This is a genomic window from Microbispora sp. NBRC 16548 (assembly GCF_030268985.1).
Classification (GTDB): Bacteria; Actinomycetota; Actinomycetes; order Streptosporangiales; family Streptosporangiaceae; genus Microbispora; species Microbispora catharanthi.
This window is the reverse complement of the sequence record NZ_BSSF01000017.1, coordinates 90,375-110,361: the sequence shown is the minus strand read 5'-3', so window position 1 is coordinate 110,361 and position 19,987 is coordinate 90,375. Positions and strand designations below refer to the sequence as shown.

Annotated in this window: 17 protein-coding genes; 8 read left to right on the top strand and 9 right to left on the bottom strand. The window is 72.8% G+C overall.

The annotated features are described in order from the left end of the window. Positions 1-56: 56 nt before the first annotated feature. Entirely contained in the window at positions 57-1,931 is a 1,875-nt protein-coding gene (locus QSK36_RS35845) for a glycosyltransferase family 2 protein (RefSeq protein ID WP_285785455.1), read from the bottom strand. A 156-nt stretch (positions 1,932-2,087) separates the two neighbouring features. Here QSK36_RS35845 and QSK36_RS43620 point away from each other — a divergent pair, with 156 nt between their 5' ends. Beyond that, positions 2,088-4,442, top strand: coding sequence for a GH1 family beta-glucosidase (locus QSK36_RS43620; protein ID WP_352241502.1), 2,355 nt, complete (start codon positions 2,088-2,090; stop codon positions 4,440-4,442). Between the two features lie 59 nt (positions 4,443-4,501). Here the strand turns inward: QSK36_RS43620 and QSK36_RS35830 are convergent, their stop codons facing one another. Further along, positions 4,502-5,254, bottom strand: a complete 753-nt coding sequence (locus QSK36_RS35830) for an SDR family oxidoreductase (protein WP_285785454.1) — start codon at positions 5,252-5,254, stop codon at positions 4,502-4,504. A 49-nt stretch (positions 5,255-5,303) separates the two neighbouring features. Between QSK36_RS35830 and QSK36_RS35825 the strand changes: the two genes are divergently transcribed. The 4 genes from QSK36_RS35825 (at position 5,304) to QSK36_RS35810 (ending at position 8,931) form a co-directional block, all read left to right on the top strand. Further along, entirely contained in the window at positions 5,304-6,074 is a 771-nt protein-coding gene (locus QSK36_RS35825; RefSeq protein WP_502883406.1) for a sigma-70 family RNA polymerase sigma factor, read from the top strand. A gap of 93 nt (positions 6,075-6,167) precedes the next feature. Next, the gene (locus QSK36_RS35820; RefSeq protein ID WP_183534162.1) at positions 6,168-6,389 is read left to right on the top strand and encodes an EF-hand domain-containing protein; all 222 of its coding nucleotides are present in this window, start codon (positions 6,168-6,170) and stop codon (positions 6,387-6,389) included. A 96-nt stretch (positions 6,390-6,485) separates the two neighbouring features. After that, on the top strand, positions 6,486-7,109 hold the full coding sequence (locus QSK36_RS35815; RefSeq protein ID WP_183534160.1) for an acyl-CoA-like ligand-binding transcription factor: 624 nt from the start codon (positions 6,486-6,488) through the stop codon (positions 7,107-7,109). Between the two features lie 283 nt (positions 7,110-7,392). Continuing rightward, complete coding sequence (locus QSK36_RS35810) at positions 7,393-8,931, top strand: FAD-dependent monooxygenase (protein WP_285785452.1); 1,539 nt, start codon at positions 7,393-7,395, stop codon at positions 8,929-8,931. Positions 8,932-9,032: 101 nt separating this feature from the next. On the opposite strand, the gene QSK36_RS35805 is transcribed toward QSK36_RS35810, so the two are convergent. Next, entirely contained in the window at positions 9,033-9,602 is a 570-nt protein-coding gene (locus QSK36_RS35805; protein ID WP_285785451.1) for an isochorismatase family protein, read from the bottom strand. 89 nt (positions 9,603-9,691) lie between these two features. Here QSK36_RS35805 and QSK36_RS35800 point away from each other — a divergent pair, with 89 nt between their 5' ends. Then, complete coding sequence (locus tag QSK36_RS35800; RefSeq protein WP_285785450.1) at positions 9,692-10,135, top strand: MarR family winged helix-turn-helix transcriptional regulator; 444 nt, start codon at positions 9,692-9,694, stop codon at positions 10,133-10,135. 4 nt (positions 10,136-10,139) lie between these two features. Here the strand turns inward: QSK36_RS35800 and QSK36_RS35795 are convergent, their stop codons facing one another. The 4 genes from QSK36_RS35795 to QSK36_RS35780 are packed head-to-tail and all read right to left on the bottom strand — an operon-like array spanning position 10,140 to position 16,350. After that, positions 10,140-11,375 (bottom strand): MFS transporter, encoded by a 1,236-nt coding sequence (locus tag QSK36_RS35795; RefSeq protein ID WP_285785449.1) that lies wholly within the window; start codon positions 11,373-11,375, stop codon positions 10,140-10,142. Between the two features lie 23 nt (positions 11,376-11,398). Next, a complete protein-coding gene (locus QSK36_RS35790; RefSeq protein ID WP_183534152.1) occupies positions 11,399-12,388 on the bottom strand; it encodes a pyridoxamine 5'-phosphate oxidase family protein in 990 nt (329 codons plus the stop codon). Beyond that, positions 12,385-13,026, bottom strand: a complete 642-nt coding sequence (locus QSK36_RS35785) for a hemerythrin domain-containing protein (RefSeq protein WP_183534150.1) — start codon at positions 13,024-13,026, stop codon at positions 12,385-12,387. Before QSK36_RS35785 ends, QSK36_RS35790 begins: the two co-directional genes overlap by 4 nt. Positions 13,027-13,068: 42 nt before the next feature. Further along, a complete protein-coding gene (locus QSK36_RS35780; RefSeq protein WP_285785448.1) occupies positions 13,069-16,350 on the bottom strand; it encodes an ATP-binding protein in 3,282 nt (1,093 codons plus the stop codon). A gap of 22 nt (positions 16,351-16,372) precedes the next feature. Between QSK36_RS35780 and QSK36_RS35775 the strand changes: the two genes are divergently transcribed. Continuing rightward, the gene (locus tag QSK36_RS35775; RefSeq protein ID WP_285785447.1) at positions 16,373-17,014 is read left to right on the top strand and encodes a GNAT family N-acetyltransferase; all 642 of its coding nucleotides are present in this window, start codon (positions 16,373-16,375) and stop codon (positions 17,012-17,014) included. A gap of 105 nt (positions 17,015-17,119) precedes the next feature. After that, on the top strand, positions 17,120-18,967 hold the full coding sequence (locus tag QSK36_RS35770) for a flavin monoamine oxidase family protein (protein WP_221263390.1): 1,848 nt from the start codon (positions 17,120-17,122) through the stop codon (positions 18,965-18,967). A gap of 64 nt (positions 18,968-19,031) precedes the next feature. Here the strand turns inward: QSK36_RS35770 and QSK36_RS35765 are convergent, their stop codons facing one another. After that, complete coding sequence (locus tag QSK36_RS35765) at positions 19,032-19,409, bottom strand: hypothetical protein (protein WP_285785446.1); 378 nt, start codon at positions 19,407-19,409, stop codon at positions 19,032-19,034. Further along, a complete protein-coding gene (locus tag QSK36_RS35760; RefSeq protein ID WP_285785445.1) occupies positions 19,406-19,963 on the bottom strand; it encodes a MarR family winged helix-turn-helix transcriptional regulator in 558 nt (185 codons plus the stop codon). The genes QSK36_RS35765 and QSK36_RS35760 overlap by 4 nt, the downstream gene beginning before the upstream one ends. Positions 19,964-19,987: the final 24 nt, after the last annotated feature.

Here is a 19,987-nt window from a genome sequence, read left to right as displayed (position 1 = left end):
CGGGCGAATCTCCTCCCACTTTAGAGCACCGGGTTGTAGTTGCAAATGATTCGCAATTAGTGCTGCCGTAGGATCCTGACCATCCGCCTGACCACGGTCAACGGGGTCGCCACCCGCACCGACACGCTGAGCCGCCGGTTGACCGCCGTGGCGTACGGCCGGACGGTCCACTGCGCCACTCCCCATCTCAGCGCGCCGCACCACCACCGCAGGGGCCGGCCCAGCGCGTCCGCGTCGGCGACCTTGACCGGGAAGCGCACCGGAGGACCGCCGAGGACGAGTTCGAGGTAGGCGTCCCAGGTGCCGGGCCGCAGGCCGGCCGTCTCGGCCGCGAACTCCCGTGGCCCGACCGCCACCGCCCGCGCACGGTGTTCCCGCCCCGACGCCCGCTCGCGCCAGATCAGATGCCGTACGGCCGCGGCGGCGGCCTCCTCGCCCACCAGCGCCTGTCCCTCGACCCGCAGCCGCCTGCCCCGCCACCACGCCCGCGTCAGCCGTACGACGGCGGGAACCCGGACGACGTGCCCCCCGGCGTCGAGGCCGAGGTGGCCGTGCGACCGGGTGAGGAAGGGCACCGCGACGACCCCGCCCACCAGATGGGCGGGTGGAACGCCGGCGCCGGGTTCGCGGCGGGAGCCGAGCCGGGCGAGCCTGCGCGCGCCCTCGCACTCGACGGCCACGTGGACGTCCCACACTCCGGGCGGCAGCGCGGCCACGTCGAGCACGGCGGTGAAGGATCCGGCGGCGCCGGTCCCGCCACGGGTCACGGAGGGCACGCGCTCCTCACGCGACATGCGCTCGCGCAACACCAGGCCCACAGTGCCGGTCAGCGCGGCGCCGGTCAGCGCGGCGCCGGTCAGCGCGGCGCCGGTCACCCCCGTGCTGTCCGCTACGCCGTCCGTCCGGGCGAGGGCGGCCCACCCTTCGATCACCAGGCGGTCGCCCCGCCACTCGATCCCGGTCAGCCGATGCCGCAGCGGCGCCGCCTCGACGAGCGCGAGCCGTACGAGCCGGTCGGGGTCGTCGAGCGCGGCGACGCGGGCGGCGTCCACGCCGTCGAGACCGGCGCGCACGCCCGGCGTCAGCCACTGGCCGCAGATGTCGGCCACCTCGACGGCGATCTTCTCGCGTTCGGCCTCACCGGCCGCCAGGAACGGCACCCCGAGCTGAGCCAGCACGTCGCGGCGCAGGTGCCGCAGGAGCAGGCGGTCGCGCAGCGCGCCGGGCGGCACGTGCCGCGCCATGACCTCGATGGGCGTGCGGACCACACGCAGCCAGCCGAGCGGATCCCGCGCGGACGCCTCACCCCCGCCCTCCGCGTGGTAGCAGTCGCCGTCCGCGACCACCGAGATCACCCGCGCGTGGCAGTACGCGTGGACGGCGAAGGTCATGTCCTCTCCGCGCCGCTGCGTCTCGTCGAAGCGGATGGCGTGCCGTTCCAGGAAGTCCCGGCGGAAGAGCTTGAAGCAGGACAGGTCATCGTAGACGGCCGTTAAGGAGGCCCTGCCGGCGCTCTCCCGCAATCCCTGGCGCGCCCCGGCGACCTTCCCCACGACGACGTCGGCGCCGTTCCCGTCGGCCGCGGCGACCAGGCGGGCCAGCGCGTCGGGGGCGAGGTGGTCCCCCGCGTCGCAGAAGAAGACGTATCTGCCGGCCGCTCGTTCCAGTCCGCGGTTGCGGGCGCCACCGGGCGTGCCGGGCTGGGCGTCCCGGATCACGGTGATCAGCCGGGGGTGGTGCGCGGCGTAGAGGCCGAGCAGCGCGCGGGTTCCGTCCCGCGAGCCGCCGTCGACCACGATGATCTCCTTGGCGACCCGCTGCACGAGCAGCGAGGTGAGGCAACGGTCGAGTGACGCCCGGCGGTTGTACGCCGGGACGACGACGCTGACGTCGATCCCCCGATCGGCGCGCTGGTCACTCTCCGTATCCATCGCCCTTCATTATGTGCCGACGACCCGCCCCAACCCCGCCTTCGCCGCGCCGGGCGCGTCTCACCGGCCGGGACCGGCGGCGGCCGTCTGAGTGGCGGGTCCGGCGCGCGACGCGGCAGACTGAGCGCTCACCGAGTCACCGGGGGTTTCGCGTAGATGCGCACCGCGTTGTTCCCAGAGGGTTTCGTCTGGGGAGTGTCCACGTCCGCGTTCCAGATCGAGGGCGCCACCGACCGCGACGGCCGGGGCCCCTCCATCTGGGACGCCTTCGCGGGTGGGGCGTACGGCGACCCGGCCTGCGACCACTACGCGCGCCACCCGGAGGACGTCCGGCTGATGCAGGACCTGGGCATCGCCGCCTACCGGTTCTCGGTCAGCTGGCCACGGGTGCTGCCGGAGGGCCACGGCCGCGTCAACGGCGCGGGGCTCGACTTCTACGACAGGCTCGTGGACGAGTTGCTGGAGGCGGGCATCGCGCCGTACGCGACGCTGTACCACTGGGACCTGCCGCAGGCGCTGCAGAACGGCGGGGGGTGGACCTCGCGCGATGTGCCCCGCCGCTTCGCCGACTACGCCCGCGTCGTGTACGACAGGATCGGCGACCGCGTGGACACCTGGTTCACGTTCAACGAGCCGTGGGTCGCCGCCTTCCTCGGCCACGGCTCGGGGGTGCACGCCCCGGGCCTGCGGTCGGCGGCCGACGCCTTCGTCAGCGCCCACCACATGCTGCTCGCGCACGGGCTCGGCCTGGAGGCGCTGCGCGCGCAGGGCGCCGCCAGGGCCGGCGTCGTGCTGAACCTCTCCCCCGTCCTCACCCCCGCGCAGCTCGGGGACATGTCCACCGGCATCCCCGAAGAGGACGCCGAGGCGGTGGCGAGGATCGACGCCCTGCACAACCGGCAGTTCCTGGAGCCGCTGCTGCGTGGCCGCTACCCCGCCGAGCTGCTGCCCCTGATCGAGAAGACCGCCGGGCTCGGCCACATCCGCGACGGGGACCTCGACGTCATCGGGCGGCCCATCGACCTGCTGGGGGTCAACTACTACACCCCCATCGCGGTGCAGGCCCAGCCCAGCGCCCCGGCCGACCCGGCCTTCCCGGGCAGCGAGGGCGTCCTGTTCTGCAGCGTGCCCACGGCCGTCACCGCGATGGGCTGGCCCATCATGCCGAGCGGCCTGTCCCTGCTCCTGCGGCGCCTGTCCGAGGAGTATCCCGAGACCGAACTGATGATCACCGAGAACGGCGCCGACTTCGAGGACGTCGTGACCGGCGACGGCATCCACGACGTCGACCGGATCAGCTTCGTCGAGGAGCACCTGCGGGCCCTGCGGACCTCGATCGACGAGGGCGCCCGGGTCCGCGGCTACCTGCTGTGGTCGCTGCTCGACTGCGTCGAATGGGCGGACGGCTACCGGCGCAAGTTCGGCATCGTCCACGTCGACTTCACCACCCAGCGGCGGCTGCTCAAGGACAGCGCGCTGTGGTATCGCGACGTCATCAAGCGCAACGGGCTCGGCGCGGAGCGGCCGAAGCGGCCCACCCTCGAGACCGTCGCCGCCCGCTCGGGCGTCTCCCGGGCCACGGTCTCACGGGTCGTGAACGGGGAGGCGCGGGTCAGCCCCGATGTACGCGCCGCGGTGCTGCGCGCCGTACAGGAGCTGGGCTACGTGCCCAACGCCGCCGCCAGGAGCCTCGTCACCCGGCGGACCGACTCGGTCGCGCTCGTCCTGTCGGTCCCCCGGCACGGCGGCGAGGCGCTGACCTCCGCCGTGGTTCAGTACGTCACCAGCGTCCTGGAAGGAGCCGGCAAGCAGATCACCCTCATGCTCGCCGACACGGCCGAGAGCCATCGGCGCATCATCCGGCACGTGGAGGCGCGGCAGGTCGACGGGGTCGTGCTCGTCCCCCCGGACGGCCCGGACACGCTCACCGAGCGGCTCGCCCGCACCGGGGTGCCGGTCGTGCTGCTCGGCAAGCCCGCGATCGCCTCCCTTGTGCCGCACGTGGACGTGGACAACGCGGGCGGCGCGAGGGAGGCCACCCGGCACCTTCTCGACCGGGGCCGCCGCCGCATCGGGGTGATCTGCGGCCCCATGGACCTCGTCGCCGTACAGGACCGCCTCGCCGGGCACCTGGCCACGCTCCACGAGGACGGACTGCGGCCGGTGATCGCGCTCGCCGGCCTGGACAGCGGGTCGGGCGCCGCCGCGGCCCGCGAGCTGCTGTCCGGCGACCAGGACCTGGACGCCGTGTTCGCCACCTCGGACGAGCTGGCGATCGGCGCGATGGAAGCGGCGCGTGAGAAGGGGCTGCGGGTGCCGGAAGACCTGGCGGTCGTCGGCTTCGGCGACATCCACGCCGCCTCCTGCACGACCCCGGCGCTCACCACCGTCCGGGTGCCCGCCGCGGACCAGGCCCTGGCCCTGGCGCGACTGCTCCTGTCCCGCCTCGACGGCCGCCACACCAGCTCCGTCGTCCTCCCCACGCGCCTGGTGGTCCGCGCCACGACCTGACCCTCGCGGGCGGGACCGCTGCCTGGGGAGCGCTGGATGCCCGGACGGCTCCGTCCGTGTCAGGGTTGGGTGTCGAGCCACTCCTGGAAGGTGGGGCCGGCGAGCTTGGCGTGAGGGCTGGGCAGGAGGCCGCCGCCGGCGGCGTACTCGGCATCGGGCAGGCCGGGGTTGTCGACGCCGACGACCTCGATGCCCCGGCGGGCGCCGAGGAGCCCGGCCGCCTCGGACACGATCTCCTTGCGCGGCCCGGCGATCTCGGGGATCGGCGTTCCGGGAGCGGGCTGGGCGGGGGCGTCCGGGTCGGCGGCCAGGTCGACCAGCTCCTCGGCCACGGTGCGGCAGGCCACGAGCTGGCTGGGCCAGTTCGGGATGTAGGCGACCTCGCCCTGCTGCCAGTCCAGGAGCTGACCGACGAATTCGTGGAACTGCGCGGCCCGCAGAATGCGAGCGGGCAGCGGGCCGGACAGGTTGAGCTCCTCGTGCACCTGCTTGGCGACGCCGAAACCGGCGGTGGCCTTGTCCATGCCGATGATGGATGCGATGACGATCCGGCGGACTCCCGCCTTCCGGCCGGTCTCGTGCAGGTTGCGGGCAGACGTGCGGAAGAACTCCGTCGCCGCCTCCTGTTCTGAGGCGTGCCACGACGCGACGTCGATGATGACGTCGACCCCCGTGAGCGCCTCGGCGAGGCCTTCACCGGTGATGACGTCCACGCCGGTGGCTCGGGACATCGGAACGACCTGGTAGCCCCGTTCAGCGAGGACGTCGACGACGTGGCGTCCCAGCCCCGTGGACGCCGTGGATTCCGCCACCGAGGCGTTCGTCGCCCACCGCAACCTGCTGTTCACCGTCGCCTACGAGATGCTCGGCTCGGCAGCCGACGCCGAGGACGTCCTGCAGGAGACCTGGCTCCGATGGGCGGGCGTCGATCTGGACACCGTGCGGGAGGAACGCGCCTTTCTGGTGCGGATCGTCACTCGGCAGGCGCTGGACCGGCTGCGTACGCTCAGCCGCCGCAGGGAGTCCTACGCCGGCCCCTGGCTGCCCGAGCCGCTGCTCACCACGCCCGACGTGGCCGAGGACGTCGAGCTGGCCGACAGCGTCTCGATGGCGATGCTGCTGGTGCTGGAGACGCTCGCACCGACCGAGCGGGCGGTGTTCGTGCTGCGTGAGGTCTTCGACCTGAACTACGACGAGATCGCCAATGCCGTCGGTAAGAGCCAGGCCGCGGTCCGCCAGATCGCCCACCGGGCACGGGCGCACGTCGCCGCGCGCCGGCCACGCGGCATGGCCTCTCCGGCCGAGACCCGAGCCGCACTCCAGGCCTTCCAGCGAGCGGTCGAAACCGGCGACCTGCAGAGCCTGCTCGACATCCTCGCGCCGGACGTCGTCGCCCTGAGGGACGGCGGCGGAATCAAACACGCCCTGCTTCGGCCCCTCGTGGGGGTCGGCCAGGTGGCTCGCTTGCTGGCCGTCGGCTGGTGGCGGCGCGACGCCGACAGGTCGGTCGAGCCGGTACAGATCAACGGCGGCCCGGGGCTGCTCGAGAATGGCTACGTCACCGGCGTGTACCACGTGCGCAATCCCGAGAAGCTGTCGCATGTGGAGCGGGAGACCGCCGTGAGCCGCTGAGGCCGCCGTTCGCAAAGCTGGCCTGCCATCGATCTTTCGCGCCGTACGGCATAGGTTGTCTGGTGTCCTCCCCCGGTGCGAAGGCAGGTCCTTGTGACTCAAGATCTCAGCCACGAGCGGTTCGAGACCCTCAAGCGTGAATTCGAGGCGATCGACGGCGACGGCGACGGCTTCATCACCGAGGCGGAGCTGCGGTCGTACTTTCCCGACCTGCCGCCGGAGGCGATCGGCGCGCTCGACCGGGACGCCGACGTGGACGCCGACGGCCGGTTCTCCCTGGAGGAGTTCATCCGCCTGACCGGCGCCGGCGACTAGAGCCCCCGCCCACCGGGCGCAGAAAAAGTGCGCCTTACGCAAATTTACGGGTCACGCATCTTTGCGTCGCACGCACGTAGTTGTATGGTGGTCCATATGAGCAGGGAAGGCGAGCGTCCGGGGCTGCGCGAGCGCAAGAAGCAGGAGACGCGCATCGCGCTGAGCTGGGCGGCGATCCGGCTCGCCGTGGAGCGCGGGCTGGAGAACGTACGCGTGGAGGACATCGCCGCGGAGGCGCGCGTGGCTCCGCGCACCTTCAACAACTACTTCTCCAGCAAGGGCGAGGCGATCGCCGCCAGGCACCTCGAACGCGCCCGCCTGATCGCACAGGAGCTGCGCCGCCGTCCGGCGTCGGAGCCCCTGTGGGAGGCCATCAAGATCGCCGTAGTCACCCAGCTCGCGATGGGCGCGAGCTACGACGCCAGGCAGCCGGACCAGCAGTGGCAGACCGGCATCCGGCTCATGGTCAGCGAGCCCTCGCTGCAGGGCGAGATGCTCAAGGCCAACGCCATCGCCGAGGACGAGCTGGCCGCGGCCATCGCCGAGCGGACCGGCACCGACGTCGCCCGCGATCTCTACCCGCGCCTGGTGGCGGGCGCGGCCGGGGCAGCGATCCGCGTGGCGATGGACCAGTGGTTGCGGGCCGATCCGCCGGTGCCCGTCAGACCGCTCATCGAGGACGCGCTCGACCGGCTCTCCGCCGGACTGCCCGAGCCCTGACGGATGGACGCTCCCGCGGGGGCGTTCCCGAACTCGCGAGGTGACGTGCCACGCCGGCACGCCGCTCGGCCTTTCACGCCCTGACACGAGGCGCGGTAAGCACCCGCGCCGTCCCGTCATCCGCCATGCCGCGAATTCGCCATGCCTTCCACCCGCCATGCCTTCCGCCCGCCACGCCTTCCATTCGCCACGCCTTCCATTCGCCACGCCTTCCATTCGCCACGCCTTCCATTCGCCACGCCTTCCATTCGCCATGACCGCCGAATCCCCAAGGAGGACCGCCATGACCGCCGACGTCGTGATCGCCGGAGCCGGACCGAACGGGCTGATGCTCGCCTGCGAGCTGAGCCTGGCCGGAGTGCGGCCGATCGTGCTGGAACGCCTGCCCGGGCGTACGGAGGAGAACCGGGCCAACGGACTGGTCGGCCAGGTCGTACGCGCCCTCGACCGGCGCGGCCTGTACGAACGACTGAGCGGCAGCTCCGAGCCGCCCCGGCCGGCCCCTGCCTTCGTGTTCGGCGCGATGCCCCTCGACCTGAGCAGGCTCGACGACAATCCGATGTACGGCCTGCAGGTGCCGCAGCGCCGGATCGAGCAGGTGCTGGAGGAGCGTGCCCTCGAACTCGGCGTGGAGATCCGCCGGGGACACGAGCTGACCGGGCTCTCCCAGGACGAGGACGGCGTCACCGCGGAGATCGCCGGGCCCGAGGGGCCCTATCGGCTGCGAACCCGCCACCTCGTCGGCGCGGACGGCGGGCGCAGCGTCACCCGCAAGCTGTGCGGCATCGGCTTTCCCGGGGTGACCAGGGACGACTCGGTCTCCCGCGGCGCGCACGTCACCCTGCCCGCCGAGCTGATCGACCCGGTCACCGGCGGGCTGAACGTGCCCGGCTACGGACCGATCCCCCCGTTCATGCACCACCGCACCGACCACGGCATGTTCGTGTACGCGCCATTCCCCACCGGAACGCTCGTGAACGCCACCGAGTGGAACCAGGACGGCGGCGACGAGCCGATGACCCTGGACGAGCTGAGGGAGAGCGTGCGCCGGGTGCTCGGCGTCGACCTGCCGTTCGGCCCGCCCGAGAGCCCTGGCCCGCACCAGTTGCGCCGCCTGAGCGGCGGCAACACCCGCCTCGCCGAGCGCTTCAGGAACGGCCGGGTGCTGCTGCTTGGCGACGCCGCGCACGTCCACAGCGCGATCGGCGGTCCGGGCCTCAACCTGGGCCTCCAGGACGCGGTCAACCTGGGCTGGAAGCTGGCCGCCGAGATCCACGGCTGGGCCCCGCCCGGCCTGCTCGACACGTACGAGACCGAGCGGCGGCCGGCAGCCGAACGCGTGGTCATGCACACGCAGGCGCAGTCGGCGCTCATCGCCCCCGGGCCTGAGGTCACGGCGCTGCGCGTGCTGTTCACCGAGTTGCTGCGCGACGAGCGGACCACCAAGCACATCGCGGACATGATGTCCGGGGCGGACATCAGGTATGACCTCGAGGGAACCCACCCCCTCACCGGGCGCCCGGCCCCCGACCTGGTGCTGGAGACGGAGACCGGCTCCGTACGGCTGGCCGAGCTGACCAGGACCGCCCGGCCGCTGCTCATCGACCTGACGCCGGACGCCGCGCTCGCCGGGGCCCTCGACGGCCGGCGCGACCGGGTGGACCTCGTCACCGCGAAGACGGGCCGGGAAGGCCTCCCCACCGCGCTGCTGGTGCGCCCGGACTGCTACGTGGCCTGGGCGTCGGACTCCCCCAACCCGGACGCGAAGGAGCGCGACACCCTGCGTACTGCCCTGGCCTCCGCCTTCGGCCCGGCCCGCTGAGTCTTTCGGCGCGCTCCGCGCTGAGTCTTTCGGCGCGCTCCGCGCTGAGTCTTTCGGCGCGCTCCGCGCTGAGTCTTTCGGCGCGCTCCGCGCTGGGCGGATCAGACGAAGGCGGCGATGATCGACTCGGTCGTGTCGATCTGCGCGATCCGCGGCAGGATCACCCCGAGAGCGTTCTCGTGGGCCGAGGCGACCAGGTCGGTGACCGCGTCGGAGGCCACCGCGATCTCGTAGCCCCGCTCCCGGGCGCCGCGCGCGGTGGACTCCACGCCGATGCTGGTGGAGATCCCCGCCAGCACGATCCCCGCGATCTTCCGGCGGCGCAGTTGCAGGTCGAGCTCGGTGCCGTGGAAGGCGTCCCAGCCGCGCTTGGTGATCGCGATGTCGGTCGGCCCGTCCGGCACGCGCTCGTCATACTCGGCGAAGTCCGGCGCGGGTGCGATCGCGGGCCCGGGCGCGTCCGTCCGGGCCCGCAGCACGTCACCGCCGTCGGGGGAGAACGCCACCCGCACCCGCACGACCGGAAGGCCCCGCTCGCGGGCGGCCCCCGCGAGCCGGGCGGCGTTGGCGACGACCTCGGCCGCCGGATGCGCGGTGGGCAGAGCGGTGATCCCCTTCTGCAGGTCGATCAGGACGACGGCCGTACGGTCGTCGAGCAGCGTGACGGGCATGCGAGCTCCTTCATAGATAGACAGCCGAACTGTACAGCCATGCTGAATAGATTGCCAGCAAGGCTGTACATCTCGGCTACGCTGAGCCCATGAGGGACGCGTCCGAGGTCGCCGCCGAGCTGCGGCTCGTGGTCGGGCAACTGGTCAGGCGGGTGCGCGAGGACGACCCGATGCCTCCCGGGATCACCGCGGTGATCGGCCTGCTCGGCCGGCAGGGCCCGATGACCACCAGCGAACTGGCCGCCGCCCGGCGGGTGCGCCCGCAGTCGATGGCCCGCACCGTCGGCCAGCTGATCGACCAGGGGCTCGCCGAGCGCGGCACGCATCCCGTCGACGGCCGCAAGGCCCCCGTCTCGCTGACCGCCGCCGGGCTCGACGCCCTGGAACAGGTGCGCGCCCGGCGGGCCGACTGGCTCGCGGAGGCGATCGAGGACACGCTGTCCCCCGCCGAGCGGGAGACGCTGGCGGGCGCGGTGGACCTGGTCCGCCGCCTGGTCGACTGGGAGCCGTCCGGGCCGGGCCGCAGGACGTGAGCCGTCAGCCGGTGGCGCCGGACAGCTCCGGGTTCTGCTGGCGGATGGGCGTGAAGAACGCGGCGACCGCGATCAGCAGGCAGGCCGCCCCGGCCAGCAGGCAGACCACCTCGACCCCGTGGCGCTGCGCGCCCCAGGTCAGCACGGCCGCCCCCGCCGGGCCCAGCGAGAAGTGGATCGTCCAGAAGGCCGAGGTGACCCTGCCCAGCAGGTGGTCGGGGGTGACCTGCTGGCGCAGCGACATCGAGCAGATCCCGGCCACGCTGACGCAGGCGAGGTAGGCGGCGGCCGTCGCCCCGGCGACGGGGACACCGGTGGACACGCCGAGCCCCATGACGGCGAGCCCGGCGACCGCGATCGCCCCGATCCAGGAGGCGCCGAACCCCAGCCTGCGGCGTACGGGACCGACGAGGAGCGAGCCGGCGACGGTGCCCAGCGCGGCGACCGCGAGCACCACCCCCACGGCGCCGTCGGACTGGCCGAGGTCGTGCTTGAGGTGATAGATCAGCACGTCGGTCAGCCCGAGGGTCAGGAAGATGAAGAACGACAGCAGGACGGTCAGGGCACGCAGCACCGGCTGCCGCCACAGGAAGCGGGCCCCGGCGAGCAGCTCGTGCCAGGGCCCCCGTGCTTCCTCCGGCGAGGGCGAGGGCACCGGCTGCCGCCTGAGCCGGATCAGCAGGACGCCCAGCGCGGAGACCCCGAAGCTGGCCGCGTTGATCGCGACGGCGGCCGTGGGGCCGAACCAGCCCGCCACCACCCCGGCCAGCAGCGGCCCGCCGACCCCCGCCGCAGCGGCGGTGGCGCCCAGCCGCCCGTTGGCCTCGGTGATCCGGTCCGCGTCGACCAGGCCCCGCACCGCCGTGACGTACGCGACCTGGAAGACCATGCCGATCGCCTCGCTGAGCGGCAGGACCACGTAGAGCAGCCAGACCTTCGGCCCGAAGGCCCAGGCGACCGGGACGATGCCATACAGCGCCATCCTCGCCACATCGCACCAGATCAGCAGGCGCCTGCGGTCGAGCCGGTCGACCAGGACCCCGGCGAAGACCCCCGCCGCCACCGACGCGGCGCTCGCCAGGCCGGTCAGCAGGCCCATCTGCGCGACCGACCCGGTCACGTGCAGCACGAGCAGGGGAACGGCGATGAGGGCGAACGAGTCCCCCGCGACCGACAGCGTCTGGGACGCCCAGAACACGGAGAAATCCCGGTTACGCCACAGCTGCGATCCTTCTGCCACCTCACCATGCTGCCGTACGTAGATCAGGTGCGGGGGCGGCGGACGCTGGGGACGGGCTGGCCGCGGCGGGCGGCCTCGGCCTTCAGGCGCTTCCTGAGCAGGCTGCCGTGTCCGAGGAACGACCGGAACCGCTCGCGACTGCTCCCGGCGAGGCTCCAGTCGTTCAGGGCCCGCTCGACCCGTACGCTCAGCCGGTCGCCCTCCCCCGTCGCGGTGCCGACGAGCACCACGTTCTCCTGCCACTCCACGCCCGGGCCGTGCCGATGGAAGGTGAGGCACACCGGCCCCGCGACGGCTTCGACACCCGCGGGCAGCAGCAGGTCGAACCCCGCCTCGGTGCGTACGGCCGAGCGGGTGCGCACGGCCAGCGGCATGCCGCCGGCGTCGACCAGGGTGACGACGGGCTCGCCCAGGCGGGCCGCGCGACCGGCGAAGGGCCGCCAGTCGGCCGGCGCGACGGACCGGCTCGGCAGCCGGGGGCCGTTCGGAGCGGGGTCGGAGACGGGCGCGGCCGCCTCACCGGGCCGGGTCCACACCTCCGGTGTCCCGGACAGGTCGCCCTCGGGCCACCAGACGATCCGCTCCGGGGTCACCTCCACGTAGACGCGGGCGAAGTACCACGCCAGCCGCTTCGTCAGGAACCACGGCATCCCGGCGAACCCGGAGCCCGCCTTGGCCAGGGACTCCCGGACATACCTGTCGGTGTTGGCCTGCAGATCGGCGTCGCGTACGGCGGCCCGGCCCTGCACGAGGACGACGGGCGGCCGGTCGAGGCCGCTGCCTTCGGCGGAGGAGTACAGCAGGGCGACGCGCGGGTCGCGGCGGGCCCGCTCCGCCTTGTCGGGATAAGTGAGGCCGGTGCTCACGTCGAGCGTGCCGCCCGCGCCGACGTACGGCGTCACCGGCCAGGTGACGGGCCGCCCGTCCCGGGTGAGCGAGGCGTACTCGCAGACGACGGCGCGGCCGAACAGCTCGGCGGCCTCGCGCGGCCAGGTGGTCAGGGTGGTCATCATGACTCCAGGGGTGCGGGCAGAGAGATGGACGCGCCGTACAGCCGGGCGAACCGCCGCTGGTAGGCGGGCCACCAGAACAGGCGGAACATCAGCCGGGCCACGACCGGCAGGTCCGCGAACGCGGCCGTGAGCAGGGCGGGGTCGGCGCTGGAGACGAGCCACCCGAAGACGGTCGGGACGCGGCGGCCGAAGTCGGCCATCGCCTTGCGCTTGTCCGCCTCGATGTCGTCGGGTGTGAGGTGCCGCAGCATCAGCGGCACGGCCGTGCGCTCCTCGTGGTCGAGGTGCTCGTTGAGCAGCTCGTGCAGCCGCCGCAGAGCGGGAACGCGCTCCGGCAGGGGCGCCGCGCGGTCGGCGGCGACCGCCACGAGCGGGTCGAGCACGGCGTGCTCGGACTCCAGCTCGGCCAGCGCGTCCCCCGCCTCGGGGGCGTGGGCGACGAGCGTGGGCCACAGCGTGGTGTCCTCGTGGGTGTGGTGGGCGTGGAGCATCTCCAGCAGGAGTGCGAGCTGCTCCTCCAGGAGTTCCTCGTGCTCGCGGTCCCGGGGGGCGCGGCACGCCTCGGCGAGGCGGCCGAACTCCGCCCGGAAGCCGGCGTGCATCAGCAGGAAACCGGCGAGGTGTTCTTGTGTGATCATCTGCTCCCTCACTTGTGTGGGAACAGCGTGCGTTTCCTGCCCTTATGAGCACTTGTCGAGGGCTTGTCGGGCCCTTGACAGCCAGTAGCCCGCGCCCGCCTCCTCCAGGACGCGCACCGCCTCCCGCAGATGGGCCCGCGCTCCCGCACGGTCCCCCAGCGCCAGCAGCGCCTCGCCCAAGTGGCCGTCGTACGCCCCGTCGACAGTGGTGCAGGTGCCGTTCACGTGCAGCAGGCCGGCGAAGGGACGGAACGCGTCGTAGACCTCCCGCACGACGTCCAGCTCGCCGAGCCGGATCGCCGCGTGCAGCCGGCACATGGTGGCCATCGCCCAGTGGTAGTCGCGCGGCGGGGGAGGGGTCTCACGCAGCAGCCGCAGAGCACGCTCACGCTCGCCCAGGTCCGCGAGCGCGTACGCCAGGACGTAGGCGAGCCCCGCCAGGCCCGTACGCCGGAACATCTCCTCGATCCATTCCACTTCCGCGCCGAGGCGGTCCTCCTGCAGGAGCGTCTCGGCCCGCACGGCGAGCATGCCCACCTCGAAGTACGCGAGGTCGGAGAAGGACAACGTCGCCCTGACGGGCTCGAAGTGGCGGGTCGGCTCCGGCACGCCCTGGAACAGGTCGAGCCCCACGTGCGCGATCGCCGCCTGCAGCGCCAGCGTCGGGTTGTGCAGGCCGCGCAGCAGCGCGTCGGTCTCCGTCAGCAACTCGCGCGCCTCCGCCACCCGGCCGTACTCGACGAGATGAGCGACGAGGTGGAGCTGTGCGATCACCTGCAACTGGGACGACAGATCCGGCTCCGCCAGCAGCCGCCGCGAGGTCTCGGCCAGCTGGTCGATGAAGTCCTGCCCCTGCATGGCGAGCAACCGCAGGTGGAGCACGCGCCGCAGCAGCATGGGGTCGCCCAGTCGCTCCGCCGCCGCCACGGCCTGCGACGAGACCCGGTCGACCTGGTCCTCGCCGCCGGTCTGGGCCAGCACGACGGCCCGCACGGCCTGCGCGGACGCCCAGGCGGAGGCGTTTCGCGGCAGCTCGCGCACGGCGCGGTCCATCGACTCGCGCAGGACGCGCACGTCCAGGCCATGCCGGAAGGGAACCCAGACACCGTGCCCCATCGCGATGTCGGCGGCCCTGACGGCCTGCTCCAGGTCGTCTCCGGCGAGGGCCAGCGCCTGTTCGATCGCCTCGTAGCCCTCGTCGTACCGCCCGGCGGCGTAGCGGCTGTCCGCCAGGCCGACCGCGAGCTCGAACCGCTCGGCCGCCTCCGCCCCGGCGAGCTCGGCCGCCGCCAGCGCCTCCTGCCATGAGGTGGCCGCGTCGTCGAGCGCGTGCCTGCGCATGGCCGCACGCGCGGCACGGGCGGCATAGTCCATCGCCATGCGGGCCGGCTGCGGGCCCAGCTCGGCCGCCGCCAGCCAGTGCCGCGCGATGGTCGCCGCCTGGTCGTCCCGATCGCCGTACGCGCGGGTGAGCACGCCGGCCAGCCGCGCGTGCACGCCCGCCCGCCAGAGGCGGGAGCGGCGCGACAGCAACGCGTCGGTCACCAGGGCGTGCGCGAACACGTACCCACCCAGTCTGGCGCCCGACTCTCGGATCAGACCGGCCGCCAGCGCCGCGTCCAGCGACGGCACCAGGTCGCCCAGGTCGCGCCCGGCGACCTCGGCCATGACCCGCGCCTCGAACTCGTCGCCCGCGACCGCGGCCAGCTCCAGCAGGGCGGCCGTCTCCTCCCCCAGCCCGGCCACCCGATGCAGCACGACGTCGAGCACACCCTGCGGCAGCTCCTCGCCCGCCCGGGCCAGCTCGGCGAGGAAGAACGGGTTCCCCCCGGTGCGGCCGCGCAGTTCCCCGGCCTTCCTGCTGCCCGGGTCGCGGCCGGACAGCTCCCGCACGAGCGCGCGCACCTCCTCGGTCGCGAGCCCGTCGAGCCCCAGCCTGCGCGCGCCGAGCCGGGACAGCGCCGACAGGGTGGCGGTCAGCACCGACGCCTCGTGCCGCCGGAAGCTGGCCACGACAAGCAGGCCCGGCCGCGCGGTGGACGCGACGTGGACCAGCAGGCGCAGCGTCGCGTCGTCGGCTGCGTGGACGTCCTCCAGGACGACGGCCACCGGGCCGAGATCGGCCAGGAACGCCCCGACCGCCTCGAAGAACCGCAGCCGCGCCCCCTGCGCGTCGTACGCCGGGATCGCCTCCACCCCGCCCGACAGGAACGTGCGGACCTCCTCGGGCAGGACGGCGCCGGGTGCCGCGTCCGCGAGGTCGCGCAGCACCTGCTCCCACGGCCACAGGGCCGGCGCCGTCTCGTGGTCGGGGCTCGATCCCCATCCCACCGGGACGCCGGCGGTCGCGCGGAACCTCCTGAGCAGGCTGGTCTTGCCCACACCCGGCTCGCCGTCCACGAGCACGACCTGCCGGGCCGTGGCTGCCGCCTTCACGGCGCCGGCCAGGAACTCCAGCGCGCTCTCACGTCCCACGAACGGCCCGTCGTCCGCGCGTCGCGCGGGGCCGGGCCGTCGTGGGGGCGGCGCGGCGGGTCTCGCCGCCGCGGGCCGTGCCGCCGCGGTCAGCGCGGCGTCCTGGCGCAGCACGGCGGTCTCCAGCTCGCGCAGCCGGGGCCCCGGATCGATGCCCAGCTCGCCCGCCAGCACCTCGCGCACCCTGCGCAAGCACTCCAGCGCCGCCGCCTGACGGCCCGACCGATAGTGCGCCAGCGCGAGCAGTTCCCAGGCCCGCTCCCGCAGCGGGTGGTCGTGCACGAACGGTTCGAGCCGCGCGACCACGTCCGTGTGGCGGCCCAGCTCCAGCAGTGCCCCCGCCAGCCCTTCGACCGCGTCGAGCCGGAGCTGCTCCAGGCGGGCGATCTCCGGCCGCGCCCACTCCTCGGACCGCGCGTCGGCGTACGCGTCGCCCCGCCACAGGGCGAGCGCCTCGGTGAGCACGGCCGCCGCCTGCTCGTGCCGCCCCTCGTCCAGGTGTCCCGACCCCGTGGACACGAGCGCGTCGAAGTCCCGCGTGTCGAGGCCGATCTCGCCGGTCATCAGGCCGTACCCGTCCGCCGCGCTGACCAGGACCGTGGCCGGCGCCCCCGCCTTCCGGCCGGGCTCCAGGCGGCGGCGCAGGTTGGAGACGTACACCTGAAGGCTGCCCTGGGCGCTCGCGGGCGGGCTGCCGCCCCAGAGCCGGTCGGCCAGCACGTCCGCCGGGAGCACCCGATCGGCGTTCATCACGAGGAGGGCCAGGAGCGCTCGCTGCTTGGGCGGACCGGCTGGCACGGCCTGCCCGGCCACGACGAGTTCCATGGGACCGAGGACGTTCAGCCGCACGGGCCAATGCTAGAGAGACGGCTTGAACCGGTCCAGCCGTGACTTTCCCGGCCCACCGGACGACACCGGCAGGGATACGATCGCCCGGCAGCGCGGACGGTACACGAGCGGAGGCAACGACCGCATGGCGGACCAGGACACCACGATCCGGCTCATCCGGGTGGACGACGCCGAGGTGATCGCGGCGCACCGCGCCCGCGACAGGCGGGCGTACGCCGCCTGGGAACCGGCCCAGCCGGACGAGTTCTACACGGCGGCCGGGCAGCGCCGGCGCATCGAGACGCTGCTCGCCGAGCACGACCGGGGCGAGCGCTGGCCGGCGGTCATCCTCGCGGGCGGCGAGGTCGTCGGTCAGGTGACCGTGAGCACGATCCTGCGCGGCCCCTTCCGGAAGGGCTTCCTGGGCTACTGGGTCGCCTCGGCCTTCGACAGCCGGGGGCACGCGACCCGGGCGGTCAGTCAGATACTCACCGTGATGACCGAGGAGCTCGGGCTGCACCGCGCCGAGGCGCACACCCGGATGGACAACCTGGCCTCGCAGCGGGTGCTGCGCGCCAACGGCTTCCGCCCCTGGGGGATCGCCCACGCCCACATCTTCCTCGACGGCGCATGGCATGACGAGGTGTTCTGGGAACGAATGCTGGACGACACGCCCTCGTCTTGACCATTGCCTGGGACACCAGTTGCCCGACCCCGGCGCGTCGCGTGCCGTCGTATGACCTTGACCCCGAAACTCACTCTCCGTAATCGACTCGCGGAGGAGGAGTTCGTGGTCTCAATCGACCGTCGGGGATTCGCCAAGCTGGCCGGGCTGGGCGCGGTGGGATCGGTCATGAGTCCGTCCCTGGGCACGGCCCCCGCCTCGGCGGCGCGCGCGCCGTACGCGGGAGAGCGCTGGCAGACCTGTCTTCAGGTGGCGCGCGACCACCTGCTCGTCGACAGGGACGGCAACGACCTCAAGCACCGATACCTGCAGGTGCTCATCGACAACGGCCTGCCCAGGACCCGCGCGCCCAAGAAGGTCCTGATCGTCGGGGCCGGGATCTCCGGCCTGGTGGCGGCGACGCTGCTGAAGCGGGCCGGGCACCACGTCACCGTCATCGAGGCCAACGGCAACCGGATCGGCGGCCGGATCAAGACCTTCCAGACAGGCTTCCGGGACAGGCGGCAGTACGCCGAAGCGGGGGCCATGCGCATCCCGGACTTCCACCCGCTGACGCTGGCGCTCATCGACAAGCTGGGGATCACGCGCCGGCCCTTCTACAACGTCGACGTGCCGCCCGGCGCCGTCCCCCGCGGACCGGTGCCGCCGGTCGTATACACCTCGTACACCGGACAGGAGTGGCGTTCCGGCCCGTCCAAGGGCGCCTTCACGGCGCCCCCGCGCGTGAACCACACGTTCATCCACGTCAACGGCATCACCCAGCGGCGTGACGAGTACGCGAGGGATCCGCGCAGGATCAACGCGTCGTTCGGCCTCAGGGACGACCGGACCGCTGCCGAGATCCTCGACACCGCCCTGGACCCGGCGAGAGACTACTTCTCCGTACGCAGAGGCGACAAGCGGATCGACAAGCCGCTGCCCGAGCAGATCGAGGGATGGGCCCGGCTGCTGTACGACTTCGACGGCTACTCGATGTACGCCTACCTCAAGGAGCACGCGAAGCTCGGCGACGAGGCGATCGACGCCATCGGCACACTGGAGAACCTCACCTCCCGGCTGCCGCTGTCGTTCATGCACACGTTCCTCACCCGCAGCCTCGTGAACCCGGCCGTGACCTACTGGGAGATGACCGGTGGCAGCAGGGAGCTGCCGTACGCGCTGGAGCCGGGCCTGCGCGACGAGATCCGCATGGACCGCAGGGCCGTACGGATCGAGACGTCCGGACGGCGCGTGCGCATCTCGACGGTCAGCGAGGCGGGCAGCACGGAGTCGGAGTTCACCCGGCAGACGCCGCGGGAGACGTTCGAGGGAGACGTGGCGATCATCACGGTCCCGTTCTCCGCGCTGCGCCACGTCGAGATCGCGCCGGCCATGTCCTACCGTAAGCGCCGCTCGATCATGGAACTGCACTACGACTCCGCGACGAAGGTGCTGCTGGAGTTCCGCAGGCGCTGGTGGGAGTTCACCGAGGAGGACTGGAAGCGCGAGCTCGGCGGCCGCTACCGGCCCGGGCCCGTGGCGCACACGATGGGCGGCGGGTCGGTCTGCGACAACGCCAACCGGTTCATCTACTTCCCCTCGCACCCCGTGCCTGGCAGCGAGGGCGGCGTCGTGCTGGCCAGCTACTCGTGGGCCGACGACGCGACCCGCTGGGACTCGATGGACGACGAGGAACGGTACGGCTACGCGCTGCGCGGGCTCCAGGAGGTGTACGGAGACCGCATCGCGGAGTTCTACACCGGCCGCGGCCAGACCCAGAGCTGGATGCGCAACCGCTACGCCTTCGGCGAGGCCGCGGTCTTCACGCCCGGCCAGATGACCGAGGTCCACCCCGCCATCGCCGTCCCCGAGGGCCCGCTGCACTTCGCCGGCGAGCACACCTCGCTCAAGCACTCCTGGATCGAGGGCGCGCTGGAGTCGGCCGTACGCGTGGCCCTGGAGGTCAACGGCTGACCCGTACTCCCGCGGGGTCCTTCGTGCCCGGGGCCCCGCGGGTTCACCACAGGCGACCTGGTGGTCACGGCTCGATCTCGGCGCGCATCGATTGCCAGGGCGAGGCGTCGAACACCAGCATGATCGAGACGATTGTGCCGTCGTCCAGGCGGAAGTGCTCGGCCGTGCGCTGCGTGCCGGCCGGCGTCGCGGTGTGCACGTCGTACACGAGCGTCGCCTCGGCTTCGCCGTACAGCTCGCTGATGAGGTCCACCCCGGTCACGATCGACACGAACCCCGGCAACGTCGCCAGATGCCCGGCCCTGTCGTCGGAACTGAAGAACGGGCTCTGGAACCGGAAGGGCTCCCCCAGATGTGCCGCGGCGGCGGTCGCGTCCCCGCGAAAACGGGCCTCGTGATACCCGCGTACGGCGCGGCGCGTCTGTTCCTGCGTGGCGTTCACGGCTGGGATCCGATCTGACGGAGGTGGGCGGAGAGGCGCTGCTGGTTGGCGGCCAGGCGCAGGCACAGGTCGCGCAGGACGACCAGTTCTTCGGGCGCGAACCCCTGGAACAGCGCCTTCATGGCGAGCCTCGACGGCTTGCGGAAGTCGTCGATCCACGCCCGGCCGGCCGGGGTGATCTCGGCGAGGACCGAACGCCGGTCACTCGGGTCGGGGACCCGGCGGACCAGCCCGTCGCGTTCGAGGGTGTCCACCAGGCCGGTGACGTTGCGGGAGCTGACCCCGGCGGCCCGGGCGAGCTCGCCGATGCTGATCCCCCGCTCGCTCGCGGCGAGCCGGATCAGCAGGTCGAGAGCGCCCGCGCTGACTCCTCTGCCCTCGGAGCCGTGGGAGCGGAGGCGCTCGACGGCGTGATAGGCGGTGCGGACGGCCGCGCTCGCCTCGAACGCGGGCAGATCACCGTCGTCACCGGCGATCCACGCCATCGCCGCCCTGGCTCGCGGGTCGTAAAGGAAGCCGTCCGGATCGTTCTCATAGGTATCTACGTCCTTCATAGTAAGAACATAGATTAGTACGTA

Bases quoted from the DNA above. Each gene is read 5' to 3' on its own strand.
- QSK36_RS35845 (WP_285785455.1), bottom strand. From the start codon at position 1,931: ATGGATACGGAGAGTGACCAGCGCGCCGATCGGGGGATCGACGTCAGC.
- QSK36_RS43620 (WP_352241502.1), top strand. From the start codon at position 2,088: ATGCGCACCGCGTTGTTCCCAGAGGGTTTCGTCTGGGGAGTGTCCACG.
- QSK36_RS35825 (WP_502883406.1), top strand. From the start codon at position 5,304: ATGCTCGGCTCGGCAGCCGACGCCGAGGACGTCCTGCAGGAGACCTGG.
- QSK36_RS35815 (WP_183534160.1), top strand. From the start codon at position 6,486: ATGAGCAGGGAAGGCGAGCGTCCGGGGCTGCGCGAGCGCAAGAAGCAG.
- QSK36_RS35810 (WP_285785452.1), top strand. From the start codon at position 7,393: ATGACCGCCGACGTCGTGATCGCCGGAGCCGGACCGAACGGGCTGATG.
- QSK36_RS35805 (WP_285785451.1), bottom strand. From the start codon at position 9,602: ATGCCCGTCACGCTGCTCGACGACCGTACGGCCGTCGTCCTGATCGAC.
- QSK36_RS35800 (WP_285785450.1), top strand. From the start codon at position 9,692: ATGAGGGACGCGTCCGAGGTCGCCGCCGAGCTGCGGCTCGTGGTCGGG.
- QSK36_RS35790 (WP_183534152.1), bottom strand. From the start codon at position 12,388: ATGATGACCACCCTGACCACCTGGCCGCGCGAGGCCGCCGAGCTGTTC.
- QSK36_RS35785 (WP_183534150.1), bottom strand. From the start codon at position 13,026: ATGATCACACAAGAACACCTCGCCGGTTTCCTGCTGATGCACGCCGGC.
- QSK36_RS35760 (WP_285785445.1), bottom strand. From the start codon at position 19,963: ATGAAGGACGTAGATACCTATGAGAACGATCCGGACGGCTTCCTTTAC.